This window comes from Legionella sp. PATHC035 (assembly GCF_026191115.1).
Lineage (GTDB): Bacteria > Pseudomonadota > Gammaproteobacteria > Legionellales > Legionellaceae > Legionella.
Genome location: NZ_JAPHOT010000001.1, coordinates 153,532 through 173,952, shown reverse-complemented (window position 1 = coordinate 173,952; position 20,421 = coordinate 153,532). Strand labels below are relative to the sequence as shown.

The following is a 20,421-nucleotide window of genomic DNA, read 5'->3' as shown; positions in this document are numbered from 1 at the left end:
GCGAATTTATCGAGTAGGAGATATGAATGAGTGAGCCATTTAAAATCATCACTGATTTTAAAGAAAATGATGTTGTTTCAAAAATCATTTATGACAATTTAAAAAAATTTAATGAATCGATTATTGGCAATTATGAAGCAAAACCCTTTATTATCCATGCACAAAATGAGGTATCGGAAGTTCTTGGCGGTATTAAAGGAGATATATTTGGCACGCTGTGTCGCGTATTTACTGTTTGGATCCATGAGCAGTATCGCCGCCAAGGATTAGGACGTGAACTCTTTGATCAACTGGATGTTTTCGCAAAAGAAAATCACTGCCAAATGATTCAACTGGATACCGCAGAATTCCAAGCAAAAGGATTCTATGAAAAGCTGGGATATCAGGTAATAGCTACATTACCTAATAATTTTATGGGTTATACCAGTTACATTCTGAGAAAAAATTTACTTTAAATATTCCTGTTTCATCAGACCGAGTTCTCATCCATGTTACAAAAATATCTTTTTAAAAATCGCTTAAACTTGGACAATCAAAATTTGGAACAGCTTCCTTATGAATTGGGCCATTTAGACTTTTTAGAAAGTCTTAGTCTTTATAATAATCAATTAAACGAACTGTCTGATGAAATCTGGACTATCAAATCTTTACGCCATTTAAATGCTGCAGCAAACAATATCGACTCAATACCGGAGCGAATAGAGGCTTTAGAAAAGCTAGAAACTTTAGATATGAATGGCAATAAACTTTCTACATTACCCGAAAATATATGTAAACTTCCATTAACAAAATATTTATATATGGCAGATAATGAGTTCTCTATGATTCCAAAAGTAGTTACTCAGTTGCGTCGATTAAAATATTTAAATTTTTCTGGTAATAAAATAAAACAATTACCTGAAGATATTGGTGGTTTGGAGAGCCTCATAGAGCTTCGAATTTACAATAACCAAATCAGTACAATACCAAAATCGATAGGTGAATGTAACAAAATCAGGGAATTGCACTTTATGAAGAACCAAATTAAAAAACTTCCACCTGAAATTGGTCATTTGACCGAGTTAAGGATTCTTGATTGTTCTGATAATCAAATGGAACTGGTTCCTCAAACTCTAGGTTCTTTGGTTTCACTGAAAATTCTAAATTTACGCAATAATAATTTAAATTCACTTGTAGATGAGATAGGAAATTTGTCCGAGCTGATTTACTTAGATTTAAGAAACAATCAGATAACTGAATTGCCTATGAGCATATTAAAACTGAAAAGCTTACAAAAGTTGGATATAAGATGTAATAGGAGGTTTGAATATCCAAATTGGTTATTTGAATTGGAAAATAACGGTTGCGTCATATTGCATTAGTGCTTGAAAGTCAAATAAACAACAATCAGAGTTGATTGAAAGCAATTTTATCCATTGGTCTTTTTAAAATGATTTCCATTTTGGAAAATTTAAATTTCAAAATTGTTATATTCTCAAAATCAGCCACATAGATTAAATTATGCTCACCACAGGTGAACAAGGTGAGAAATGACTAAATTTAAGGATTTACGAACATTTAGTTCTGAATGTTACAAAACCTCTCGTAAAATCGGAGATCATTATGTGGAAGTCCCTGTCATTATCTATCGGATACGTGATCTGCCACAATTGAATGAGATGGATTTGCCATCAAAATTATTTCAAGATGAAGATTTTGTCGTACCGCCGAAAAATAATGGTCGCAACTGGGTCAAAGCCAAGATAGGAAAACTTTATCTCGAATGGATACCCGAAGGGAAAGGAAGCTTTTGTCTAAATATTAAATACATAGATAAACACAATAGAACCCTCCGGTCATTTTTAAATTTAAAAAATCCACGACATTCAAATATTGAGTTTGAAGATTTATTGCCCTTTGATTTGGGTACCTATTATTCGGATCGTACCGGTAATATGACACGAAGTGCCAGCTTTGCACGGGAGCAAAGAAGCTGTGCTTATGAATTGAAAATAATTCTCACCAAATTGCTTCTTGATGAAACGCCTACTGCAGATGAGCTGAGAAACTTCCAGGAAAATTACAGGAAACTTTATGTTACAGGAAATTTAGCGCAATCTGACAAACGAATTATAAAAACACACTTTCAACCCTTAAAAGATATTACATACTTTGGACAAAATCCTCATAGAAAACCGGCTACTTTGTTTGAAGTATCAGCAAAAATAGGGGCAATTGCCTTAAATAATTTGTCTATCAGTGAGAAAGAAATTGGTGATGTTTTGACGGAATACCTTGAGGTTACAGGCCAAAAATTAGATATATTTGACACAAAAGAGGTTGAATCGGAAATATTGACTACTCTAATCGATAAAGGACGAGTTCCATTAAAGTCGATAGTTGATGATATAGAGCATTTACTGCACAATACGATTCGCAGTTTAAAGAGCCAGCAAGCTACTCGATATTTTTCATGTACTGATTTTACTTTAAAGAATAAAACTGGTGCGGAGATTGATCAATGGCTGCAAGAAATATTGTTTCAAGACCTTTCTCTTACAGAACGCAAAAATGGATATCTTTTAGGATTGGAAAGTATAATTAACGATTTGGAACCCGCACAAAAAAAGAGCTTAGGGCTCTGTATTTTAAATAATCCAAACCATTTCTTAAAAAAAGAACGACACTTTTTTCATTCTTTAGAGTATTCTAATGATACATTTTCTATCTTTCGACTGGTTAAAAAGCTCATGCTTGGAGAACAAATAAACAACACACTTATTATTCATGATGATGAACATCATCAAGATCATGTCCTGTCACGATATGTATAAAAAATAAATCTATAATTTACAGCTTGCATCCAGAATAGAGCAGAAATTCCGGATGCAAGAGCTCTAGGTAACCTTACTTTATATTGGGTTAAAATGTTGGGGCTGAACATTGAGAGGGGTTTTCTTTACTTACTTCGAAGCATGGAGACGTTTTATCTACATCAAGTTTCATATTGAGCTTCCTAAGTTCTAGTTCCAGTGCTTTCGCCCACTTATAAACTCCGTTAGTGGTTTCAATAGGTTGATATTTAAAAAAACTCTTAGGTAGCACTGTTCGTAAATGTTCAATGCCAGCCAATAAACAACGTTTGACACTCTTCGCACAATTATTTTTGATTAGCGTATAATTTTCATTTCGTTCTTTTTCCATGGCTTTAATCACTTCTAACTCATCAACGAAATAAGGTAAACCACATTCACTGGTAGGGAGATTGATCGAATGGTCCGGGTGTCGTCCATCAGTTTTGTATAGTTTTTTTATTAACATTTCTTGACGGGAAAGAAAATCTGCTCGTTCATTGATTTCTGATTTTAATGCCTCCATCTTCGTTTCATCTAGATTTTGCAATTTTTCATTGAGTTCATCAAGCTGGACTTGAAGATTACTCATTTCTTTATCAATTCGATCGACTCCCGTCTGATTTTCTTGCATTTGTTCTTGATATGCACTTTGTTGTCGTCTTCTCTTTTTTTCGATCTTAGCCAACTGCCGTGACAGCTCTAAATTCTCTTTTTGCAACGTATCACGCACTTGGATTACAGACTTCATTTCATCATATGTATTGTTCCCAGGACTGCAAATTTTTTCTAAATAACGCGATTTATTCGAAAGAAAAGCAATTTTTTGATTGTTTTTAGACAACTTGCTGGTTAAATTATCTGTTTTTTCCTTGAGTGCATCCAGTTTCTTTTGACAGCGTTTATTTAGGTCATCTCGTAAAGTAATTAAATCTTGCTGTTTTGACAGCAGCGCTTGAAGTTGTGCTTCAATATTTTTTTTATTGTCTAAATCACTATCCAAGTTCCAAGTTTTAACGATGTTATTAAGGTTTTCTTTTTTATCATTATCTACTTTTTGTATTCCTTTTTGATAGTAGGGATGTTGAATGGGATGGGTCGAGCCTTTGCCAATTACTTCTCTTTGCATATCGGATTCATGATCGGATATTTCAGGCTTAACTCCTTTACATTTCGGGGCAAGATGCAAAAAATGAAAAAAATCTTGAGCCAATTGACTTTTAGATGGCGTAATTTCGGGCCAGAAACTGTGGGTTACCTCAACGCTTTTCAGGGTTTTTCGCCTATAGTATTTGCCTGATTTACCTTCAACCAACTCAGGTACATAGCTAAGACTCTTTTTTACAAAAAAATGGCTTGGATTTTCTTCCAGTTTTGCGAAGCCGCGCGAGCGCTCATTAAGCTCCATGTAAAAGTTAGCGTGGCCAATATTTTCATCCTCATCAGAGGCTAATAATGGACCAAAGAATCTGTTTTTAATCCGTTTGCCAAAAATTTGCGTTGTTGAAAGCCAAACATTTACTTGAATCATAAAAGCCTTATTTCTTTTAAATCACAAAAACGATGAAAAATCACACACTTAGGAAGTTCAATCTTTATCTTATATTAAACTATTTGTTTTTCAAGTACTCAGGTCTATTTTTTAATTGAAAAATAATCGGCTTTTTTATTTTGCACAATGAGATTTATTTATAGAGAGTGCGAATTTAAAATACTTTCGCTAATGCATTCCAGGGAGCGCGATATTTTGATATCGTTTTAAACTTTTATGGCGAGTTTCAACTAATGCAACTGCTCAATTACTATTTGATTTTTCCCTCCTTTTTTAGCTTGATATAGTGCCTTATCAGCAAGGTTAATCACCGTTTCAATATTCGATGAATAATCAAAATGAATATTAACAATCCCTATACTTAATGTCACTTGCTCCCAAATGGTCTGATCATGAAGAATGGAATCTTCACCATGAACAAGTTTTTTTTGAAATAAACCGTTTATTGTTTGACATACAGAGATGGCCTCTTCAAGAGGCTGATTGGCAAGAATTGCAGCAAACTCATCGCCGCCTAGCCGAAAAAGTGTATCATTTGATCGTTGACAAACACTATTGAGAAGTTCCGCAATTCCGATTAAAAATTTATCACCATAAGGATGGCCAAAATTATCATTAATTAACTTAAAATTATCAACATCCATAGATATGAGATTTAAAGGGTATTTATTGCGTTTCGCTCGTTTAAGCTCTTGAGGGAATAGAAATTCAAAATGTCTTCTGTTATACAACCCAGTTAAAGGATCAGTTATCGATATAATTTGTAACTCATAAATCAATGTTTCTCTTTCGTGGGATAATTGAAAGCTTTTATGCAATAATTTCATATTAATTTTTGCGGAAATAAGAAGCATCACCACAAACAATAAAAACATAGTTGCCAAAAGGGCTCTGTCCATATCCAGAACTAAATAGTTATAGGCAATTACTGGTAAAAACATGGGAACTATATAAGCATAATATGCTGGTAAACAAACAGAGAGTGTCGCGATTGAACCAGCACTCATTCCACCGAATACTAAAATAATAATGAACTCATAGAGCTCAGTTACATAAGCTAAGGAAATTAAGTAGCAAGCCCCCCATGCAATCCCCATGAGTAGCGTGAGAAAAAAAAACTTGATTAAAATAGATTGTTTTTCACCCGGATCCAAATCGTTCTTAATGATTCGTCTGCAAAAATTCCATCTAATAAAACTAATGATTAAAATTCCGCAATACCAGCCACTAATCAGTAAGAAGGGGGCCTGATGATATAAAATAAGTGCGAGCAAGGAGGCCAAAATGATATTAAAAGGAATGGCCCTTTTAGAACCCTCCATAAGCAGTAATGTGGCTTCCTTACCTAACTTAAAGATCATCTCATTTCTCTTTGATAGTTCCTTTTTGTCTATTACATAGTATAGCTGGTGATACTCAAGTATCATTCAATGCAGAAATAACTATTTAGAATTGACCGGAGTACAATTATGCCTAAATACGCTCCAGCATGGCCTCATGGCGATATAATTGAAGCATTTGAAGGGATCTATGTTGTCCGTGGTACTAATATTACTCATTTTGATAATACAAAGATTCAGCACAGTAGAAATATGACAATTATTGAATCGAACGGCGATTTAACTCTCATCAATACGGTACGACTGAACGAGATTGGATTACAAGCGCTTGATAATTTAGGTACCGTAAGGCATGTTTTGAGCATTGGAGCATTTCATGGAAGAGATGATCTGTTTTATGTGAATAGATATCACGCCAAATTATGGTCTGTTCCTACTGAGGAAAAACATCATGATGTACGTTATTTACAGGACCAGGATGAACTGCCAATAAAAAACTGCCATTTTTTCATGTTCAAAAGTTCATCTCCTTCTGAGGGCTTCATCTATATTGAAGATCATGGGGGTATTATTATCACCTGCGACAGCATAAAAAATTGGATTGAAATTGATGAATTCTTTAGCGAAGATACAGCACAGATGGCTCTATCTCATGGAGAAATAGCAAAGGCACGAATTTCACCTATATGGCTTAATGCTACAGGTGTTCATAAGGCTGATTTCGACTCATTGTTACAATTGAGATTCAAACATCTTATTAGCGCTCATGGAAATGTATTAAGAGATACAGCCTATTCTGATGTGAAACATTCTGTGCAACAAATCAGTTGACCCCATAAATGCATCTGCAATGACAATGTGAGATGAGCGATAGGGGGCATATCCTTACTGAAACATAGAATAACCTAAAGAGTGAAGAGTAAAATAACACGACAAAGATTTCGTTTACAGCACAATGATTGAATTATTTTATCAAGCAATCCATTGTGTTTGATTAACGGCACAACAGGAGTTTCATCACTTTGGGCGAATAAAAAACATCATATACTTCCACTCCCAACAGGTCACATATTTTATTCAAGGCCCTGAAATGCTATATCAACAACACCATTGCGTTCAAACATCGATTTAAAATGCTCTAGACTCACCCGTTTCGATTGATCGCTCTGATTGGAGGAGAGTAAATCGAGTCCATAAAGAGCGATATCCTCGATAATACGTTCATGCCTGTAATAGGACAAAATCGTTTTATCGATCAGAACCTCACCATAGCCCTCATAAAAATAGGCTACTTCTGCAGATAAATTCCAAACATTGCCGACGCCACCGCCTATAAACATAAGATCTCGTTCTTTGGGAGCCATCATAGGGTCGTCCCAATCAATAATGTAAAATGATTCATCCGAAGTCATTAAAATGTTTCCAGCATGTACATCTGCATGACACAAGACGTAGTCCTGTGCATTAAACTGTATTTGTTTCACCAATGCTTCTGCCGAATTAACGAGTCGATTAATCGAATCGAATTGGTTAAGATAATAACTTTTAAACGCTACAGTCATTTTATTGGTGGATGTATTCGATTCTATTAGAGAGTATAAAGATTTAACTATTTCGCGCCATTTTGGAGAATACGTTTCGGTTCTCAGTGATTTTCGAAGCGCAAGCGGTATGGTTAATGTATGAATTTGTTTTAATGTTTTTCCTAACTTAATCCACTGATTTTTTGTTAATACTTGCTGGAATCCATCGAATCCCTCAATAAAAGGGTAAACAATCATTTGCAAGGCGTTAAATTGTTTTATTAATTTGCCATCAACAGAAGAAACAGGAAAAATAATTTCCTTTACGTGTGAATCATGCAGTAACTGAATAACATCCATGTGGTTTTTTTCATGATTACCGTATTTAAGTTTTAAAAAATAAGCCTTGGATGGGGCCTTTACTCTATACACCAATGCATTCATGTCAGCGCCTAATTGAAGCGGTAGAATTTCTTTTGCGAGGATCGCGTAGTAATTTTTTAATAACTCAATCAGCTGCTTTTCGGGGATTGGTTGACCTGGCATACACATAGTTTTAGTAGGTTGATTTATGTTGCCTATGTTATAACAAAAGCCAAAATCTGAGTACATTTAACTCGTAATTCAAATCGCGCGCATCTGCGTTCGATAAATCCGCAGCAATCTAAACCTAGCTCCAACGTTAAGAGGAAGATGCTAGTTGTTTAACCCGGACTACGGGTTACTCACTTTATTTCAACTTTGGTTACTCCATTCTTTGATACTCATTTTATACCTAGGTCATCATTTAAATTTTTGAACACCACCATGAGCCTATAATTCAGGCGATTTATGCGTAATTTGATTAGGCATACTATAATAATTAGCATGAGTCCAAAACTGGGATGAACCCCAAAAATATCTCATTCCAAAGTATGTCTTTCGACGGAGTTATCATGAGAGAAAAATCTAATCGAAAAGCAGAATTCCAGGCTTCGCCGATTGGAGGAGACAGCTTCGATGCGCATGAAACCCAACTTAAATTTGAAGATCTGGGAGAGATTTTTGCATATTATAGAGAAAAACATGGTATTCGTTTGATCAGGAATGGAGATTATCATAAGCACATTCTCCAAGCTAATATTAATGGCTTTGCTGCTCAACTTGATGCAGTTACCGCTAAAACGCAAACGTACTATAATTTTTTAAAAATATGCGAATTCAGTGATTCTGCTGTTTTAAAGTCATCTACACACCTTTCAACTAAAGAGTTGCATGAGCTTTATGATTTTCTCAAATCTGAAGGATTTCTGGAAAACAACCGATTAAAAAAAAATCTCAATCCAGAGCAAGTGCACGAGATAGAGAATTTTTGCCAAAAAAAATTATCGGCTCAAGCTCAAGCTAGATTAGAAAATCGAAGGAAGAGTTTAAGTAAAGACCTTCAATCAAAAATGCGCACTTGTTGCTTAACAAAAGAGCAAGCAATAGATGAAATTCTTGCTATCCAAAAGTCACTTGGTGAAAAAGAGATGGTTGGATATGTATTTACAAACAATGAACGTGGTCAAGGAATCACTCGACAAACCCATTGGGAAGCCCTCATAATTACCAAACATGATATTATTAAACCATTAGAGTGGCGCGACCCACCTTCTCCAAAGCCTGTCTTATATCATACTGATGGGGGATTAAACTCTGCTGCTTTTTACTCTCCGAGAGCGGACTTTTTCCCTGATAAGGGAGTACCTGACCAGCAGGTCAATAAAAGCCATGAGGGTGTGCTCAGTGTTTTGTATCTTAAAAAACTATTGCAAACTAATGGCAAAGCGCTGTCTGAAGACAGTTTAAGAATTCCGCTTTATGATGAAAAGAATGAGCTAAATTATGTTTTTATTCCTCCACCCGATGTGATGCAATACGCACCAAGCAATGAATTTATAGAATTTTACCAAAAACTGATAGGAAAAAAAGGAGAGACTTCCTCAGGTCAACCAACCCCTAGAGATCTGAAAGAGTTATTACTGGAATCAAAAGTAAGGGCACATTTGTTAGGCGATCGTAAGACCGCTGAATACAATCAAAATTTAATCAATAAATTGGATGCTTTCAGCGAGAAATGGATGCGAGGCTGTGAAGAGGCTTGTAAAAAAAGGGACGCAATGTTTCATAATAACGATAAGACAAGCTACAACCTCTATCTTGCTTACGCTGCAAAACGATTAAAAGATGTGGTGCTTTCTCGTAAAAAAGAACGAGTTGAGCCGGATTTAACCGATGAAAAGGAACAGGAAGCGACTAATGTGCAGGTCAACGATTATCAAAAGCATAGTATAGGGGCGGGGACAAGCACACCTCAAAAAGAAGACCAAACCCAGACATCCATGGCCGAAAAGGATCCAAAGGAAAAATTTAAAGACGATTTGCAAAATTATGTTTTTAAGCGCATGTCCGAAGCAGCTAGTGACGATTTTGCATCTCATCATCGGACCAGGATAATCACGCTTAAATTTGGTTATAGTGCTCAACAAAAAATAGCAGCAGTTAATAAACTGATTTATGCTTTAGATATGCAAGGTAAGCTTGATAAAAGACCGATAGAAATGCAATTAACTGAGACTGATATTGGCGCCTTGACTACTTCCAGACTGTATAGAAATGTGATTGAGAATCACCTGGAGCTGTTTAATCAAATACTTGAGAACTTACCGGAGAGACAGAACTCAAATCACTTGAAACACGATATGTGATGATTATTTCATTCAAGTCACGGTCTAGCTATCAATGTTTTTTGTTTGGAAAAAATAGCTATTTTTTTATTGTTAGAACCTAAAAAATAGACGGAATATTTCGGCTTATACATAGTGTAGCTGAAGCGTGCATGGGCAAATACATCAGCGACACTTCATAACTAAAGTCTGATTATATAGATTAAAAGGCCAAAGTAGTAATCCTAAACCACGTGCACTGCTCTATTCTGCCTATCTTTTTGTTCCTATCAATGCAGCATTGCTTGATATAGTATCGAATTATGGAGTTAAGCAAAAAAGCCGGCCGTCCTAGTGAATTTTTAAACCACCTTTGTCATTTAATTTAACCTCGTATAAGGCTCTATCTGCACGCATCATGATATCATCAAATTTATCGTCACAATCATCTAAAGTCGTACCGCCAACACTAATTTTAATGGGTGGACTCAACCTCTTTAATGATTCGATCAACTCCTGTGCTTTCGACTCAATTACCGTTGTCGTTGCACCAGGCATTATGATTGCAAATTCATCGCCACCAATTCGACAAATTAGATCTGAATCGCTGAAAACTGCCTTACAGGTATTCACTAAATTAATAAGAACTCTATCTCCATATAAATGACCCTCTTTATCATTGAATTTCTTAAAGTCATCAATGTCAATTAAAATAAATCCAAAGCTATTACTTTTTCTATGATTGTGCTTCAAAATCACATTTAGATAACTAAGCAAATAGCGTCGGTTGAATGCACCTGTAAGATTGTCGATAAATGACAAGCATTTTAGATCATTCTCAATTTTTTTATTTTCAGTGATGTCTCTTTCAATTGCGCAATAATATCCAATCGAGCCATCATCGTTAAACAAGGGAGTGACCATATAATCCAGCCAAAACTCACTTCCATCTTTTTTATAATTTAATAGCTCTGCTCTGTACGTTTTGCCATTTTGAATCGCTTTTCTTATCTCAGCTAATGTCTCTCTATCAGTTTTTGGGTCCTGAAGTAAGCGAGGAGTCTTACCTATAACCTCAGCGGGCGAATAGCCTGTGACTTTGGTAAAGGCGGTGTTAACATAAATAATTTCTGGACCATCAGGAGGGTCGATGTTATCTGCCTTAGTAATGATTACCATGTCATGGGCATGCTCAATTACTTCCTCAAATGGTATTTTTTTATCAGCCATGACCTTTATTAGTAGTTTATGAATACTAGTTATATTATAGTCTAGGCCCAATATAATGATTACAAACATTGGAAACGAAAAAGGTTATCAATAGAGCAATTAAAATTTTACGTAAAACTTTAGCCCCAATCCATTTGTGGTCCATAAGATTAAAATCTGGAAAATACGGCTGTAAATATTCGAAAGAAAAATATCATCCAAGTTTTAAAGCCATGAATGAAAAAAGCAATTTTAAAGTTCCCATGTTTGAAACAGAATATCGGATTCATACCGAATTTTCAGGAAGTGGATTTATTACAAAAGCAATTACCGCTATTGCAAGATTTGCTTTCGAACATTTTTTAGCGTTCCGTGTGCAAATCTGCGCGCAGAGAGAAAATATCAAGAGTATCAGTTAGAAGTCAGTCCCCATGTCTCAAACAAGACGGAATGGGGATTTTTATATTTTCCGTATGCAACGGAAGTAAATCGATACAATTAATAAGAGGGGAATCAGGCATCTGTTCTCAAATTAATTTAACTACGGGTTTCATTCATCGAGAGTCGTTTAGTGCATTAGAACATGGCCATTATGATAAGCACACGTCAAAATTCACCAAGATTTTCTAATAAAAACTTCATCTCCTCTATGTTTAGTTAGAACTTCAGGCTTTACTAACTTCGGCAAATGGTTTCACATTCTAGGGACAAATCTAGAGTACTTAATGACCCAAGAACATGAGTTTTTGAGTCCAGCCATTTAAATTACGATAAGCTTTCAGCATAGTTTGTGAAAATAGGTAAAGGAGTATGGGAGAATGAAATTAAGTGACGATGGCAAAATACTACTCAAAGGGACTAATAGGGATATCAATGAAGATGGCTCATTTGATTTTCCAGCAGGAGTTACCTCGATTGGAGACGATGCATTTGAAGGTTGCAGTGAAATAGGCGCCTCAAGATTCCCTAAAGAAATTATAATAAAAGAAGAATCTGCATTTTATAAGTATATTGTCCTCGTTTACTTCTTATCCATTCTCTATCCTGATCATCAAGAAAAGAATAATTGGAGATAAACTCTGGTGTTAAGTCATAAGAGTCCTTGCCATAATTTTCACTTTGATGAAATCGACCGGCATTACATCTAAATGTAAAGCGTGTTGCAAGAATCAGATGCAAAAGTCTATTGTTTTGCGATATGATTTGCAAATAAATTTTAGGGCTTTGTTATGAAAATTGGCTATACTCGCGTTTCAGCTATTGATCAAAATTTAGAGTTTCAATTAGCTGCTTTAAAAGAAGCTGGATGTGGTCGTATTTTTCAAGAAAAAATTTCGGGAGCAAAAAAAGACTGTCCTGAATTAGAACGTTTACTCGATCAACTTGGTCCTAATGATATTGTAGTTGTTTGGAAATTAGATAGATTAGCTCGTTCTACCCAGTATTTATTGGAGTTTGTAGAACGAATAAGAATAGCCAATGCTTCATTTTGCTCGCTTTCTGAACCATGGGCAGATACAACTTCTCATGCAGGCAAAATGATCATGACTGTATTTGCTGGTATTGCTGAATTTGAGCGTGATTTAATTCGTGAGCGCACTTCTGCGGGGCGTGAATCAGCCAAGCGGCGTGGAATTCGCTTTGGCCGCCCTAAAAAAATGAATGAAGAGCAACAATTATTAGCTAGGCGATTGTTGGAAGAAAATAAATCAGTAAGTGTAATTGCCAAAACTTTCAATGTTCACAAGGCAACAATTTACCGATTGCAGGATTAAGAATAATATGACTCAAAAAGGTTCATTTAAATTTCCAAAACTTGTTGCATTAATTTTAACGTTTTTCTTGATCACTCAATTGAATACAGTTAACGCCACTAACTTAAATTCTACTCAATATTCCCGTGCTTGTCTCAATGCAGACAACATAAACAGAATTAACGCAAATGGCGAATGTCTGGCAGCTCAGTCATTTTTTTACAAAAATAAATTACCCAATAAAAACTCCAGGTTACTTATATTCATACATGGAGATGGTGCAGAAGGTGGTGGACCTAGTGATTATTTAAAATACCAAGCAACATTGTTTCTAGATCCTAGCACAATATCTACTGTATTAATTCGACCTGGGTATTATGATAGTTATGGAAATTATTCGACTGGAGAAAGCTATGCCTTTGACTGTGATGGATTTCCTTGTGATGGTTATAGAGAAAAAACAATTACAACACTTGCGAGTGCTATAAAGAAACTGAAAAATTTTTATCAACCCAGATGTACTATTTTAGTCGGACATTCTGGTGGTGCTATGATGTCTGGAGTTATTTTGGGGAAATACCCTCATTTAGTTAGTGGGGCTGTTTTGGCTTCTACTACCAATAATGTCCACGAATGGTCTAATCATCATGGATGGGGGAAATGGCCTAATAGCCTATCACCTCACGATTGGATAGCTAAAATCCCCAGTGATACTTTCGTTTATATTGTATCTGGGGCCAGAGATAAGAATACGTATCCGAATATGGCAAGAACATATTATGAATCATTAAAAAAATCAAAGATACCTGCCTATTTTATATCCAGTGAAGAAGGATCACACAATACAATTGTTTTGAATAAAGCAAAAGAGTTTAAACTCGCGATTCAAAAGGCTTTAAAAAATTGCCCAGTACCTTAACTGTTCTTACAAAGTGTTTGTTAAGAACAATTCATGAATTTATAAAGAGGGCATTATTGTGATTATTGAAGCCGAACGACTTTGAATGAGACCACCAAAGTCAAGGGATGCTAAACCGGTCAACCTGGCTATTAATCAATCTTTAAATGAAATAAGTAGGTGGATGCCGTGGGCTTCGGATCCTAGTCTAGAAAGTACAGAAGATTTTATTAGGCATGGCATAGAGTCTTGGAAGGAATCTCAACCTAAAGAGCTTCCAATGATTATCGAGTTAAAATCTACTAGGGAAATTATTTCTGCTTCTGGCTTTAATGAAAAAAGCAATTTTGAAGTTCCAATGTTTGAAACAGGATATTGGATTAGTACCGAATTTTCAGGAAATGGATTTATTACAAAAGCAATTACCGCTATTGCAAGATTTGCTTTCGAACATTTTTCAGCAGACCGTGTGCAAATCTGTGCTCAGAAAGAAAATATCAAGAGTATTAATGTTGCTAAACGCTCAGGATTTATTGAAGAGGCGATTTTAAAAAATTTCAGGATAGATTGTTTATCTAAAAAACCATGCGATGAAGTGATCTATGCATGTTTTGAAAAAAATATGTTACCAAAACTTAATGTTTATAAGATAAATAAATAAGAATATGATGTTGGATTGGCGAGTTGAATTAGCCCCTACACTTCACCACTTAAGTCTGATTATCAAAATAATCAGACTTAAGTGATTATTCAACCATTCAGAATGAACCCCTACTTAATTCTTATCTCAAAAGATCCCATTCGATGAATGGTGATTTAAGATTCCTTCATTTTTTTTGTTGGTCTTCTCTGCACTTTTAAAAAAGGAGAAAATGGTGCTCTCTTGCCATATCAAAATTGTCGTACATTGATTCGTCTTGACGATTTGATATTTACTTTGGGACGCCTCCAATCTAAGTTTTGAAATATCTACTTCACTCACATCTGCTTGATGAACTGTACTATCGTCAGGTAAAGTGACCTTTCCTGTTTGAGCCTTTTGCTCCCAGCCAATTGGCATCATCCCGCTATCATCAATTTCCTCGATGAATACTGAGGCAGATGGCACTGAGGCAGATGACACTGACGAAGATGTATGTGAGAGCTCTCTAAAAGTAGGAAGCGGAATCGCCTTAGCTTCTCTTGACTCAGCTGAAGAGTTGGTGCTTCTCTCTAGAGCTAAAACATCGATAACTTTTATTGAGTGTTTATGTTCATGAGCATAACCCGCCATAACTAATTGTGTTTGGCCGTTTGCAAGCTCAAGATTAAAGTAAGCTGTTTTTTTAACTCGTTTTTCGCCTTGTTCAGTGACTATAGGTCGAGGGATGTAAACTGTCGCAGAATAATAATTAACGGTGAGATTTTTATACTCATCGCCTAACTCTTGAGCAAAGTAAGTGGCTAATCGGTCATTAGTCATACTTTCGTCACATACATATAAGTTAATTGCCTTAAGGTTTCGTGCTAATACGGGTGTTAGACCACATTGTTTCATACGCCAAGCTACTGCATCAATTGATAGTTGATAAGGTTCTTGTCCTAAACGTTCATAATAGGTTTGATTCACATTGACCACGTAATCAGGATCGCCTGTTCCATCAGCAAGAATATAAATGACTGTATTAGCAGGTAAGTTTTGCGGGGTGAATTTAAAATCAGCTGTATCATACAACTCATAATCTTCTTCATTTTCATCAGGATGGCGATACATTACTATACGTGGAATTATAGTGCCCATCTTTTCAGAACTGCGTAAATTATTTCTCCAGTCCAATGCTCTGATATATAAAGAGAAATTATTCTCACTGACTGTAAAAGGAATAAATAGAACAACATCAGAGGTCGGTAATTTTGATTCGGTTTTTTTAAACATGTGAATGTGAATGAGATTAAAAAATGTTTAAATTATATAATTTCTTGATTAAGATATTATTAACAAAGAAATTTGTGATAGTTCCAAAAGAAAAAATAATCTAAATAACAAGAGAACGAATCTTATGTCTTGGAAACAAACAATTACATTAAGTCAACTGCAACAAAAAGGACGTCACTGTGAAACCATAGATGGCCATAAAATTTTATTGATTTGGCATAACAATAAAGTACATGCCATTGCCTCCCAGTGCCCTCATTTTAAATTGCCTCTATCCAAAGGGACAATTACAGATGAAAATACTATCGTTTGCCCTTTTCATAAAAGTGCATTTAATCTCACAACGGGGACTCCCGAATGTTGGTCGCCCTGGCCACCAGCTGTCGGAACGGTGCTTGGTAAGCTGAGCAAACCCAAAAACTTAAGGATTTATCCGGTTCGCATTGATAATGACATGATTACAGTTGAGGTTGTCTAATCACAAGAAAAACCCAGATTAGAAGGTGTTCGTCTGGGTTTTCGTGTTATGAGTCTCCCCTACTATTCAATTTGTAATGAAAAAAGTCTCGCTTAAGAAAGCGAGTATTTCTAGAATACGTTAAGATGCTACCCACAAGTGTTACCAAAAAGAGCGTCCTATAGCATCTGATCTTGAGTCATTGGGGTCATATTTTTCATTTATTTCTAATGCAGCTACGAGTTGTTGCGCTTTAATCTGAGCAGGTGTATTACTAATTGATGGTCTAAAAAAGAAGTTTGGATTCGTACTACGCAATGATCCATAATAAGATACCGCAGAGTTTTCAGAAGAATAAGATGTTATATCGGAGGATTCGTATCCACATAAATCACTTAAACTGGAGTCAGTGATTGCAGCAAATTCTGCTAACGTAGTAGGCACATCAGAGATAGGTTTCTGTGTAGTAGTATTGTAGATTACTCCTTCAAGCTGAAGTAATTGATGTTGATAATAATAAGCGAGAGGAAATTTTAGTATATGGACTAATGCAACTATAGGAAAAACAATTAAAGTTGCTGCAGCAGCCATTGTTAATCTTAAAAATTGTAAACCAAATCCTATACAACAGGATATGTTTCTAAGAATGACTTTGTCATTCCATCGCTCTTCATCTCTGACATATTTGAAAGGATTATCATTTTTCGGTCTACTAGGCATACCATAATTAATTAAGAAATTAGATAATTGAGGGATCAAGGTTATATCAATTAATCCGTATTTCAGTTGATTAGGATCGAGTTCACCTCCATCTATTTTTTTTAGGATCCCATAATCCCCATACATTATTGAAAAAGTATCTTTCAATCCCTCCCAAAAATTATTTTTTAATACTTTATTCAGCTTTATCCATGGGTACCAACTATTAATTTTCAACGTATTATTTTTATAATCCTCATCCGCCCTTAATCTTTCAGAAGAATAAAAATATAAGCTGGGTTTTTTTCTTATTGCTACAGAAGCCACTCTTTCGCTATCCTTTAATCTATCTGATATATGAACATAAGAGTCGCAATCAATTGCAATTGCCGCAAGAACAAAACCTTCTTTATCTTTTAGTTGAGGGTTAGCATAATACATTGCGAATGAACTTATCTTTATCGCCTCCAGCATAAACTCTTCATGAGCCTTTAGATCCTCAGAAGCATCTGCAAGATACTCAACTTTTTGTCTGACTTTTTCTAATTCGCTTTTCTGAAATTCATCCAACATAAGAAAGGAAATTCACAAAGAATAAATAATGGGCAAATATTATAGTAAATCTGATTTTATGTAAAAGAATTTAAAAATAAGAGAAAGCCTTGGTTGTTTGAAACTCGGATTTTAGCGGAAATAACTTGGTGAAGCGATCCAAATCACCTCATTGCGACCGCTGATAAGATTCTATGCCATTGCCCCAGATTAATTACTTCCATTAATTTTTGGTACCTTATTCACCACGAATCGCATTTGCCCCGCTTCTGTAATTTAAACCAATTTTTCATTTTACGTAGATAATCTGCTCTAAACCCAGCTCAATCATTCAATCAATGAACCTTCTTCTCAGTAAACTCATGGTTGACTAAACCGCTTAAAAGGAGTTGTACTGCTGTCTCACCCATTTTTTCGCTGGGACAAAAATCCATCGCTACAGCAAAACCTATCTCTTTCATGGACTCATCCCATAATGGATCTTTATTCAAGATAGGTTTTATCTTCTCTAATAAAGAGTCGACGAACATATCGTCCATAGAAAGTAAATGCTGCTTTTGAGGTTTGTTAATCAGCATTTCTTTTAAGGTGATATAAAGCGAGTATTTCAATAAATATAAAGCATACTCTAGAGACTCATTGTTCATATCCAACTGAACACGCTGCTCTTGAGCGTAAAAATGAGTGAAATAATAGTTATCAGGATAAAATTCGCTATCAATAAAGTCCTGTAGCTGACCGTTACGTACTTCACATCGGAAAAGAAAATACTCTTCATGATGCGAATGAAGAGCAGAAACTTTAAAACATCCCTGAAAAATAGCGGGTTGATTCCAAATAGCCACTATAAGCAACGTTTCAACATTTATATCGAGGTGACTCATCTTTAATTAATCAATTTCATGTTTACTCACTAGTGTATAAGCACATAATACATAAGGACAAGTTGCGATTGCTATTTTTGAAAATGTAAGTCTTAAATTGCAATTTTATTGTGTATCAGTCGGAACAGTATGGTGTACCTTACCGCTAAATCGCGCACCTAAAGTTAAAATAGCAGGAAATTTTTTAATCATATGTAAAAGCCAAGATCGTGGCCAAGAGTTCATCATGGCAAGTTGTGCAAAAAATGAGGAGAAATAAATGCGCCTGCTAAAATGTTTGCGCCAGTGCTTCGCATAATAAATACCTAGCTCATCTAAACCATTGATGCCGTTAAGATTTGATTTAAATTCGATCAAACTGTTTGAAAGCAACCATGCCGATTGCAGGGCCATACTGATTCCCTCAGCAACAATCGGATGGGCTTCACCTGCAATATTACCAACAAAAAAGATACCCTCGCTATAACAAGAACGAATGCCAGGCCTAATTGGTCCTGCTGCCAGCCAGCTTCCTTCGCGTTCGGCACAGCCAAGAGCCTGCTTTACTCCGCGACACTGCGTCAATAAATATTGAAAAACGGTTTCCCCTGCTTGGCCCCCTGGATTTTTTAAGCGCAAATCATCCAAAAAGTGACGACGAACACAACAAGAAAGAGTTGTTCTCTGCAGACTACTCTGAACGATACCTCCATACCCCCCAGGAAAAGCAAGTAGGGGCATCAGATTTGTAGGCAAATTGGCATTTTTAAAGTGTGCTTTAAATGCCAACAAATCAGAAGGCTGATGGAGTTTGGTTTCTGATTGCGCAATTTGTTTTTCCCACGAACCATGAGCAATAATAATAAGTCGAGCAATTATCTCACCTATTTTACTATCTTCTTTTACAGTACAAATAAATAAACCATCTTCCTGACGACGATTTAGATTAATTGCTTCACAAGGTTGCCAAACCAGCACTCCTTTTGATTTGGCTTTCTCTATGAGTTCTGTATCGAGGTACTCTCGCGCTAATGCCCTACCCCAAAGGCCTTTTGCAGAAGAAGAATACGGCATATTTGCTGTTAATATAACTTCATCAGCATACAAGCCTACTTTTTTTATTTCTGGCCCCCCATTTGCTAAATAGAACTCTTCTAATCCTAGCTTCTGAAGCAGAGATAAACTGGTGGCCGATATAAATTCACCACAGACTTTTCTCCGAGGAAATTTTTTCTTCTCCACCAAGCCAACCGTCCAACCCGCCTCAGCAAGAAGTAATGCGGTAGTTGCACCAGCTGGTCCTCCTCCAATAATCAGTGCATCCAAAATCATAGGTTTTTATCCGTAATACTAATGTCTGTTTTATTTTGTTGACCAAATGCCTTATTTCAAAATAAGAATACTCCACCAAAATGGGAAGTGCCATTTGATGTGATAATTTTTGATACATGCCTTATTTAATAAAAACTCTAATTCTTTTCTGGTAAAACTTTTCTGAATCGAAAGCAGGCCATCATGAGTAATCAGCCGGTTATTAAACAATATAGGACTAATTATTTTATAAAGCCAATATGCCAGGAAATTACGGTGCAAGTCATTAATAACTACCGCTTTACGAGCGGTATGATTGGCTTTGATTAAAAACTCAATTAACTCATCATCATCCAGATGATGACATACTAAATTGATTAAAATGATATCGACACTATTTGGTATTACGTCAAGTTCTGGCTGCGGTTGTATTTTAAACTCAACTGAAATGCTTCCATTTTTTTGTTGCCATTGATCCAGTTCTTTCTCTGCAAGTTCAATAGCCTCTGTTGAGATGTCTAATCCAAGCATTTTCATTCGAGGGTAATATTTACTGAGATGAAGCAAGAGTAATCCTCCGCCACAGCCCACATCGACCAGTACGGATTGCTCAGAAAACCGTTGAAGTAAATTAACAGTGTTTTTAAAAATCCCCATCATTCTATTGATTTTAAATAGTTTTTTTAGAGAGTGAACGTACTCTTGTGATGTATAGAAATCTGGACCGAGATCAATGATTTCCTTTTCCCTTGATCGTGTTTTAAATTTGGTCATGCTCATTATGACTGATGATAAATTTTCATTTTGCATTGTATACTTCAATATTACAA

General features: G+C 35.7%; 20 protein-coding genes. 11 read left to right on the top strand and 9 right to left on the bottom strand.

The features are described from left to right. Window positions 1–26 precede the first annotated feature (26 nt). From OQJ13_RS00810 to OQJ13_RS00800, 3 genes are all read left to right on the top strand, one after another. On the top strand, window positions 27–455 hold the full coding sequence (locus OQJ13_RS00810; protein WP_265708483.1) for a GNAT family N-acetyltransferase: 429 nt from the start codon (window positions 27–29) through the stop codon (window positions 453–455). 33 nt (window positions 456–488) lie between these two features. Beyond that, window positions 489–1,361 (top strand): leucine-rich repeat domain-containing protein, encoded by an 873-nt coding sequence (locus tag OQJ13_RS00805; RefSeq protein ID WP_265708482.1) that lies wholly within the window; start codon window positions 489–491, stop codon window positions 1,359–1,361. A 168-nt stretch (window positions 1,362–1,529) separates the two neighbouring features. Then, a complete protein-coding gene (locus tag OQJ13_RS00800) occupies window positions 1,530–2,813 on the top strand; it encodes a hypothetical protein (protein ID WP_265708481.1) in 1,284 nt (427 codons plus the stop codon). Window positions 2,814–2,901: 88 nt separating this feature from the next. Here OQJ13_RS00800 and OQJ13_RS00795 read toward each other — a convergent pair whose 3' ends face one another. Beyond that, window positions 2,902–4,362: a hypothetical protein gene (locus OQJ13_RS00795; RefSeq protein WP_265708478.1), complete on the bottom strand. Its 1,461-nt coding sequence runs from the start codon at window positions 4,360–4,362 to the stop codon at window positions 2,902–2,904. Window positions 4,363–4,613: 251 nt separating this feature from the next. Continuing rightward, window positions 4,614–5,744 carry a GGDEF domain-containing protein gene (locus OQJ13_RS00790; protein ID WP_265708475.1) on the bottom strand — a complete coding sequence of 377 codons (1,131 nt, stop codon included), beginning with the start codon at window positions 5,742–5,744 and terminating at the stop codon, window positions 4,614–4,616. A gap of 108 nt (window positions 5,745–5,852) precedes the next feature. On the opposite strand from OQJ13_RS00790, the gene OQJ13_RS00785 reads away from it, so the two are divergent. Beyond that, window positions 5,853–6,554, top strand: a complete 702-nt coding sequence (locus tag OQJ13_RS00785) for a hypothetical protein (RefSeq protein ID WP_265708474.1) — start codon at window positions 5,853–5,855, stop codon at window positions 6,552–6,554. 242 nt (window positions 6,555–6,796) lie between these two features. Here OQJ13_RS00785 and OQJ13_RS00780 read toward each other — a convergent pair whose 3' ends face one another. Then, entirely contained in the window at window positions 6,797–7,792 is a 996-nt protein-coding gene (locus OQJ13_RS00780; RefSeq protein ID WP_265711861.1) for an aminoglycoside phosphotransferase family protein, read from the bottom strand. Window positions 7,793–8,181: 389 nt separating this feature from the next. Between OQJ13_RS00780 and OQJ13_RS00775 the strand changes: the two genes are divergently transcribed. Continuing rightward, window positions 8,182–9,975, top strand: coding sequence for a hypothetical protein (locus tag OQJ13_RS00775; protein WP_265708473.1), 1,794 nt, complete (start codon window positions 8,182–8,184; stop codon window positions 9,973–9,975). A 309-nt stretch (window positions 9,976–10,284) separates the two neighbouring features. Here the strand turns inward: OQJ13_RS00775 and OQJ13_RS00770 are convergent, their stop codons facing one another. Then, window positions 10,285–11,163, bottom strand: a complete 879-nt coding sequence (locus OQJ13_RS00770) for a diguanylate cyclase domain-containing protein (protein WP_265708471.1) — start codon at window positions 11,161–11,163, stop codon at window positions 10,285–10,287. 68 nt (window positions 11,164–11,231) lie between these two features. Between OQJ13_RS00770 and OQJ13_RS00765 the strand changes: the two genes are divergently transcribed. The 5 genes from OQJ13_RS00765 to OQJ13_RS00745 all read left to right on the top strand — a co-directional run bounded on the left by OQJ13_RS00765 (window position 11,232) and on the right by OQJ13_RS00745 (window position 14,455). Continuing rightward, on the top strand, window positions 11,232–11,561 hold the full coding sequence (locus OQJ13_RS00765; RefSeq protein WP_265708469.1) for a GNAT family N-acetyltransferase: 330 nt from the start codon (window positions 11,232–11,234) through the stop codon (window positions 11,559–11,561). A gap of 399 nt (window positions 11,562–11,960) precedes the next feature. Beyond that, window positions 11,961–12,218 carry a hypothetical protein gene (locus OQJ13_RS00760; RefSeq protein WP_265708467.1) on the top strand — a complete coding sequence of 86 codons (258 nt, stop codon included), beginning with the start codon at window positions 11,961–11,963 and terminating at the stop codon, window positions 12,216–12,218. Window positions 12,219–12,371: 153 nt separating this feature from the next. Further along, a complete protein-coding gene (locus tag OQJ13_RS00755) occupies window positions 12,372–12,917 on the top strand; it encodes a recombinase family protein (RefSeq protein WP_265708466.1) in 546 nt (181 codons plus the stop codon). 7 nt (window positions 12,918–12,924) lie between these two features. Further along, a complete protein-coding gene (locus tag OQJ13_RS00750; protein ID WP_265708464.1) occupies window positions 12,925–13,815 on the top strand; it encodes a hypothetical protein in 891 nt (296 codons plus the stop codon). Between the two features lie 85 nt (window positions 13,816–13,900). Beyond that, entirely contained in the window at window positions 13,901–14,455 is a 555-nt protein-coding gene (locus OQJ13_RS00745; RefSeq protein ID WP_265708462.1) for a GNAT family N-acetyltransferase, read from the top strand. 126 nt (window positions 14,456–14,581) lie between these two features. On the opposite strand, the gene OQJ13_RS00740 is transcribed toward OQJ13_RS00745, so the two are convergent. Further along, on the bottom strand, window positions 14,582–15,709 hold the full coding sequence (locus tag OQJ13_RS00740; RefSeq protein WP_265708460.1) for a hypothetical protein: 1,128 nt from the start codon (window positions 15,707–15,709) through the stop codon (window positions 14,582–14,584). A 124-nt stretch (window positions 15,710–15,833) separates the two neighbouring features. Between OQJ13_RS00740 and OQJ13_RS00735 the strand changes: the two genes are divergently transcribed. Beyond that, window positions 15,834–16,187, top strand: a complete 354-nt coding sequence (locus OQJ13_RS00735; RefSeq protein WP_265708458.1) for a Rieske (2Fe-2S) protein — start codon at window positions 15,834–15,836, stop codon at window positions 16,185–16,187. A gap of 141 nt (window positions 16,188–16,328) precedes the next feature. Here the strand turns inward: OQJ13_RS00735 and OQJ13_RS00730 are convergent, their stop codons facing one another. From OQJ13_RS00730 to OQJ13_RS00715, 4 genes are all read right to left on the bottom strand, one after another. Further along, window positions 16,329–17,438, bottom strand: coding sequence for a DUF4116 domain-containing protein (locus tag OQJ13_RS00730; RefSeq protein ID WP_265708455.1), 1,110 nt, complete (start codon window positions 17,436–17,438; stop codon window positions 16,329–16,331). Between the two features lie 314 nt (window positions 17,439–17,752). After that, window positions 17,753–18,301 (bottom strand): hypothetical protein, encoded by a 549-nt coding sequence (locus OQJ13_RS00725; protein WP_265708454.1) that lies wholly within the window; start codon window positions 18,299–18,301, stop codon window positions 17,753–17,755. 105 nt (window positions 18,302–18,406) lie between these two features. Then, window positions 18,407–19,612, bottom strand: coding sequence for an NAD(P)/FAD-dependent oxidoreductase (locus tag OQJ13_RS00720; RefSeq protein WP_265708452.1), 1,206 nt, complete (start codon window positions 19,610–19,612; stop codon window positions 18,407–18,409). A gap of 51 nt (window positions 19,613–19,663) precedes the next feature. Then, the gene (locus OQJ13_RS00715) at window positions 19,664–20,365 is read right to left on the bottom strand and encodes a methyltransferase (RefSeq protein ID WP_265708450.1); all 702 of its coding nucleotides are present in this window, start codon (window positions 20,363–20,365) and stop codon (window positions 19,664–19,666) included. Window positions 20,366–20,421 lie beyond the last annotated feature (56 nt).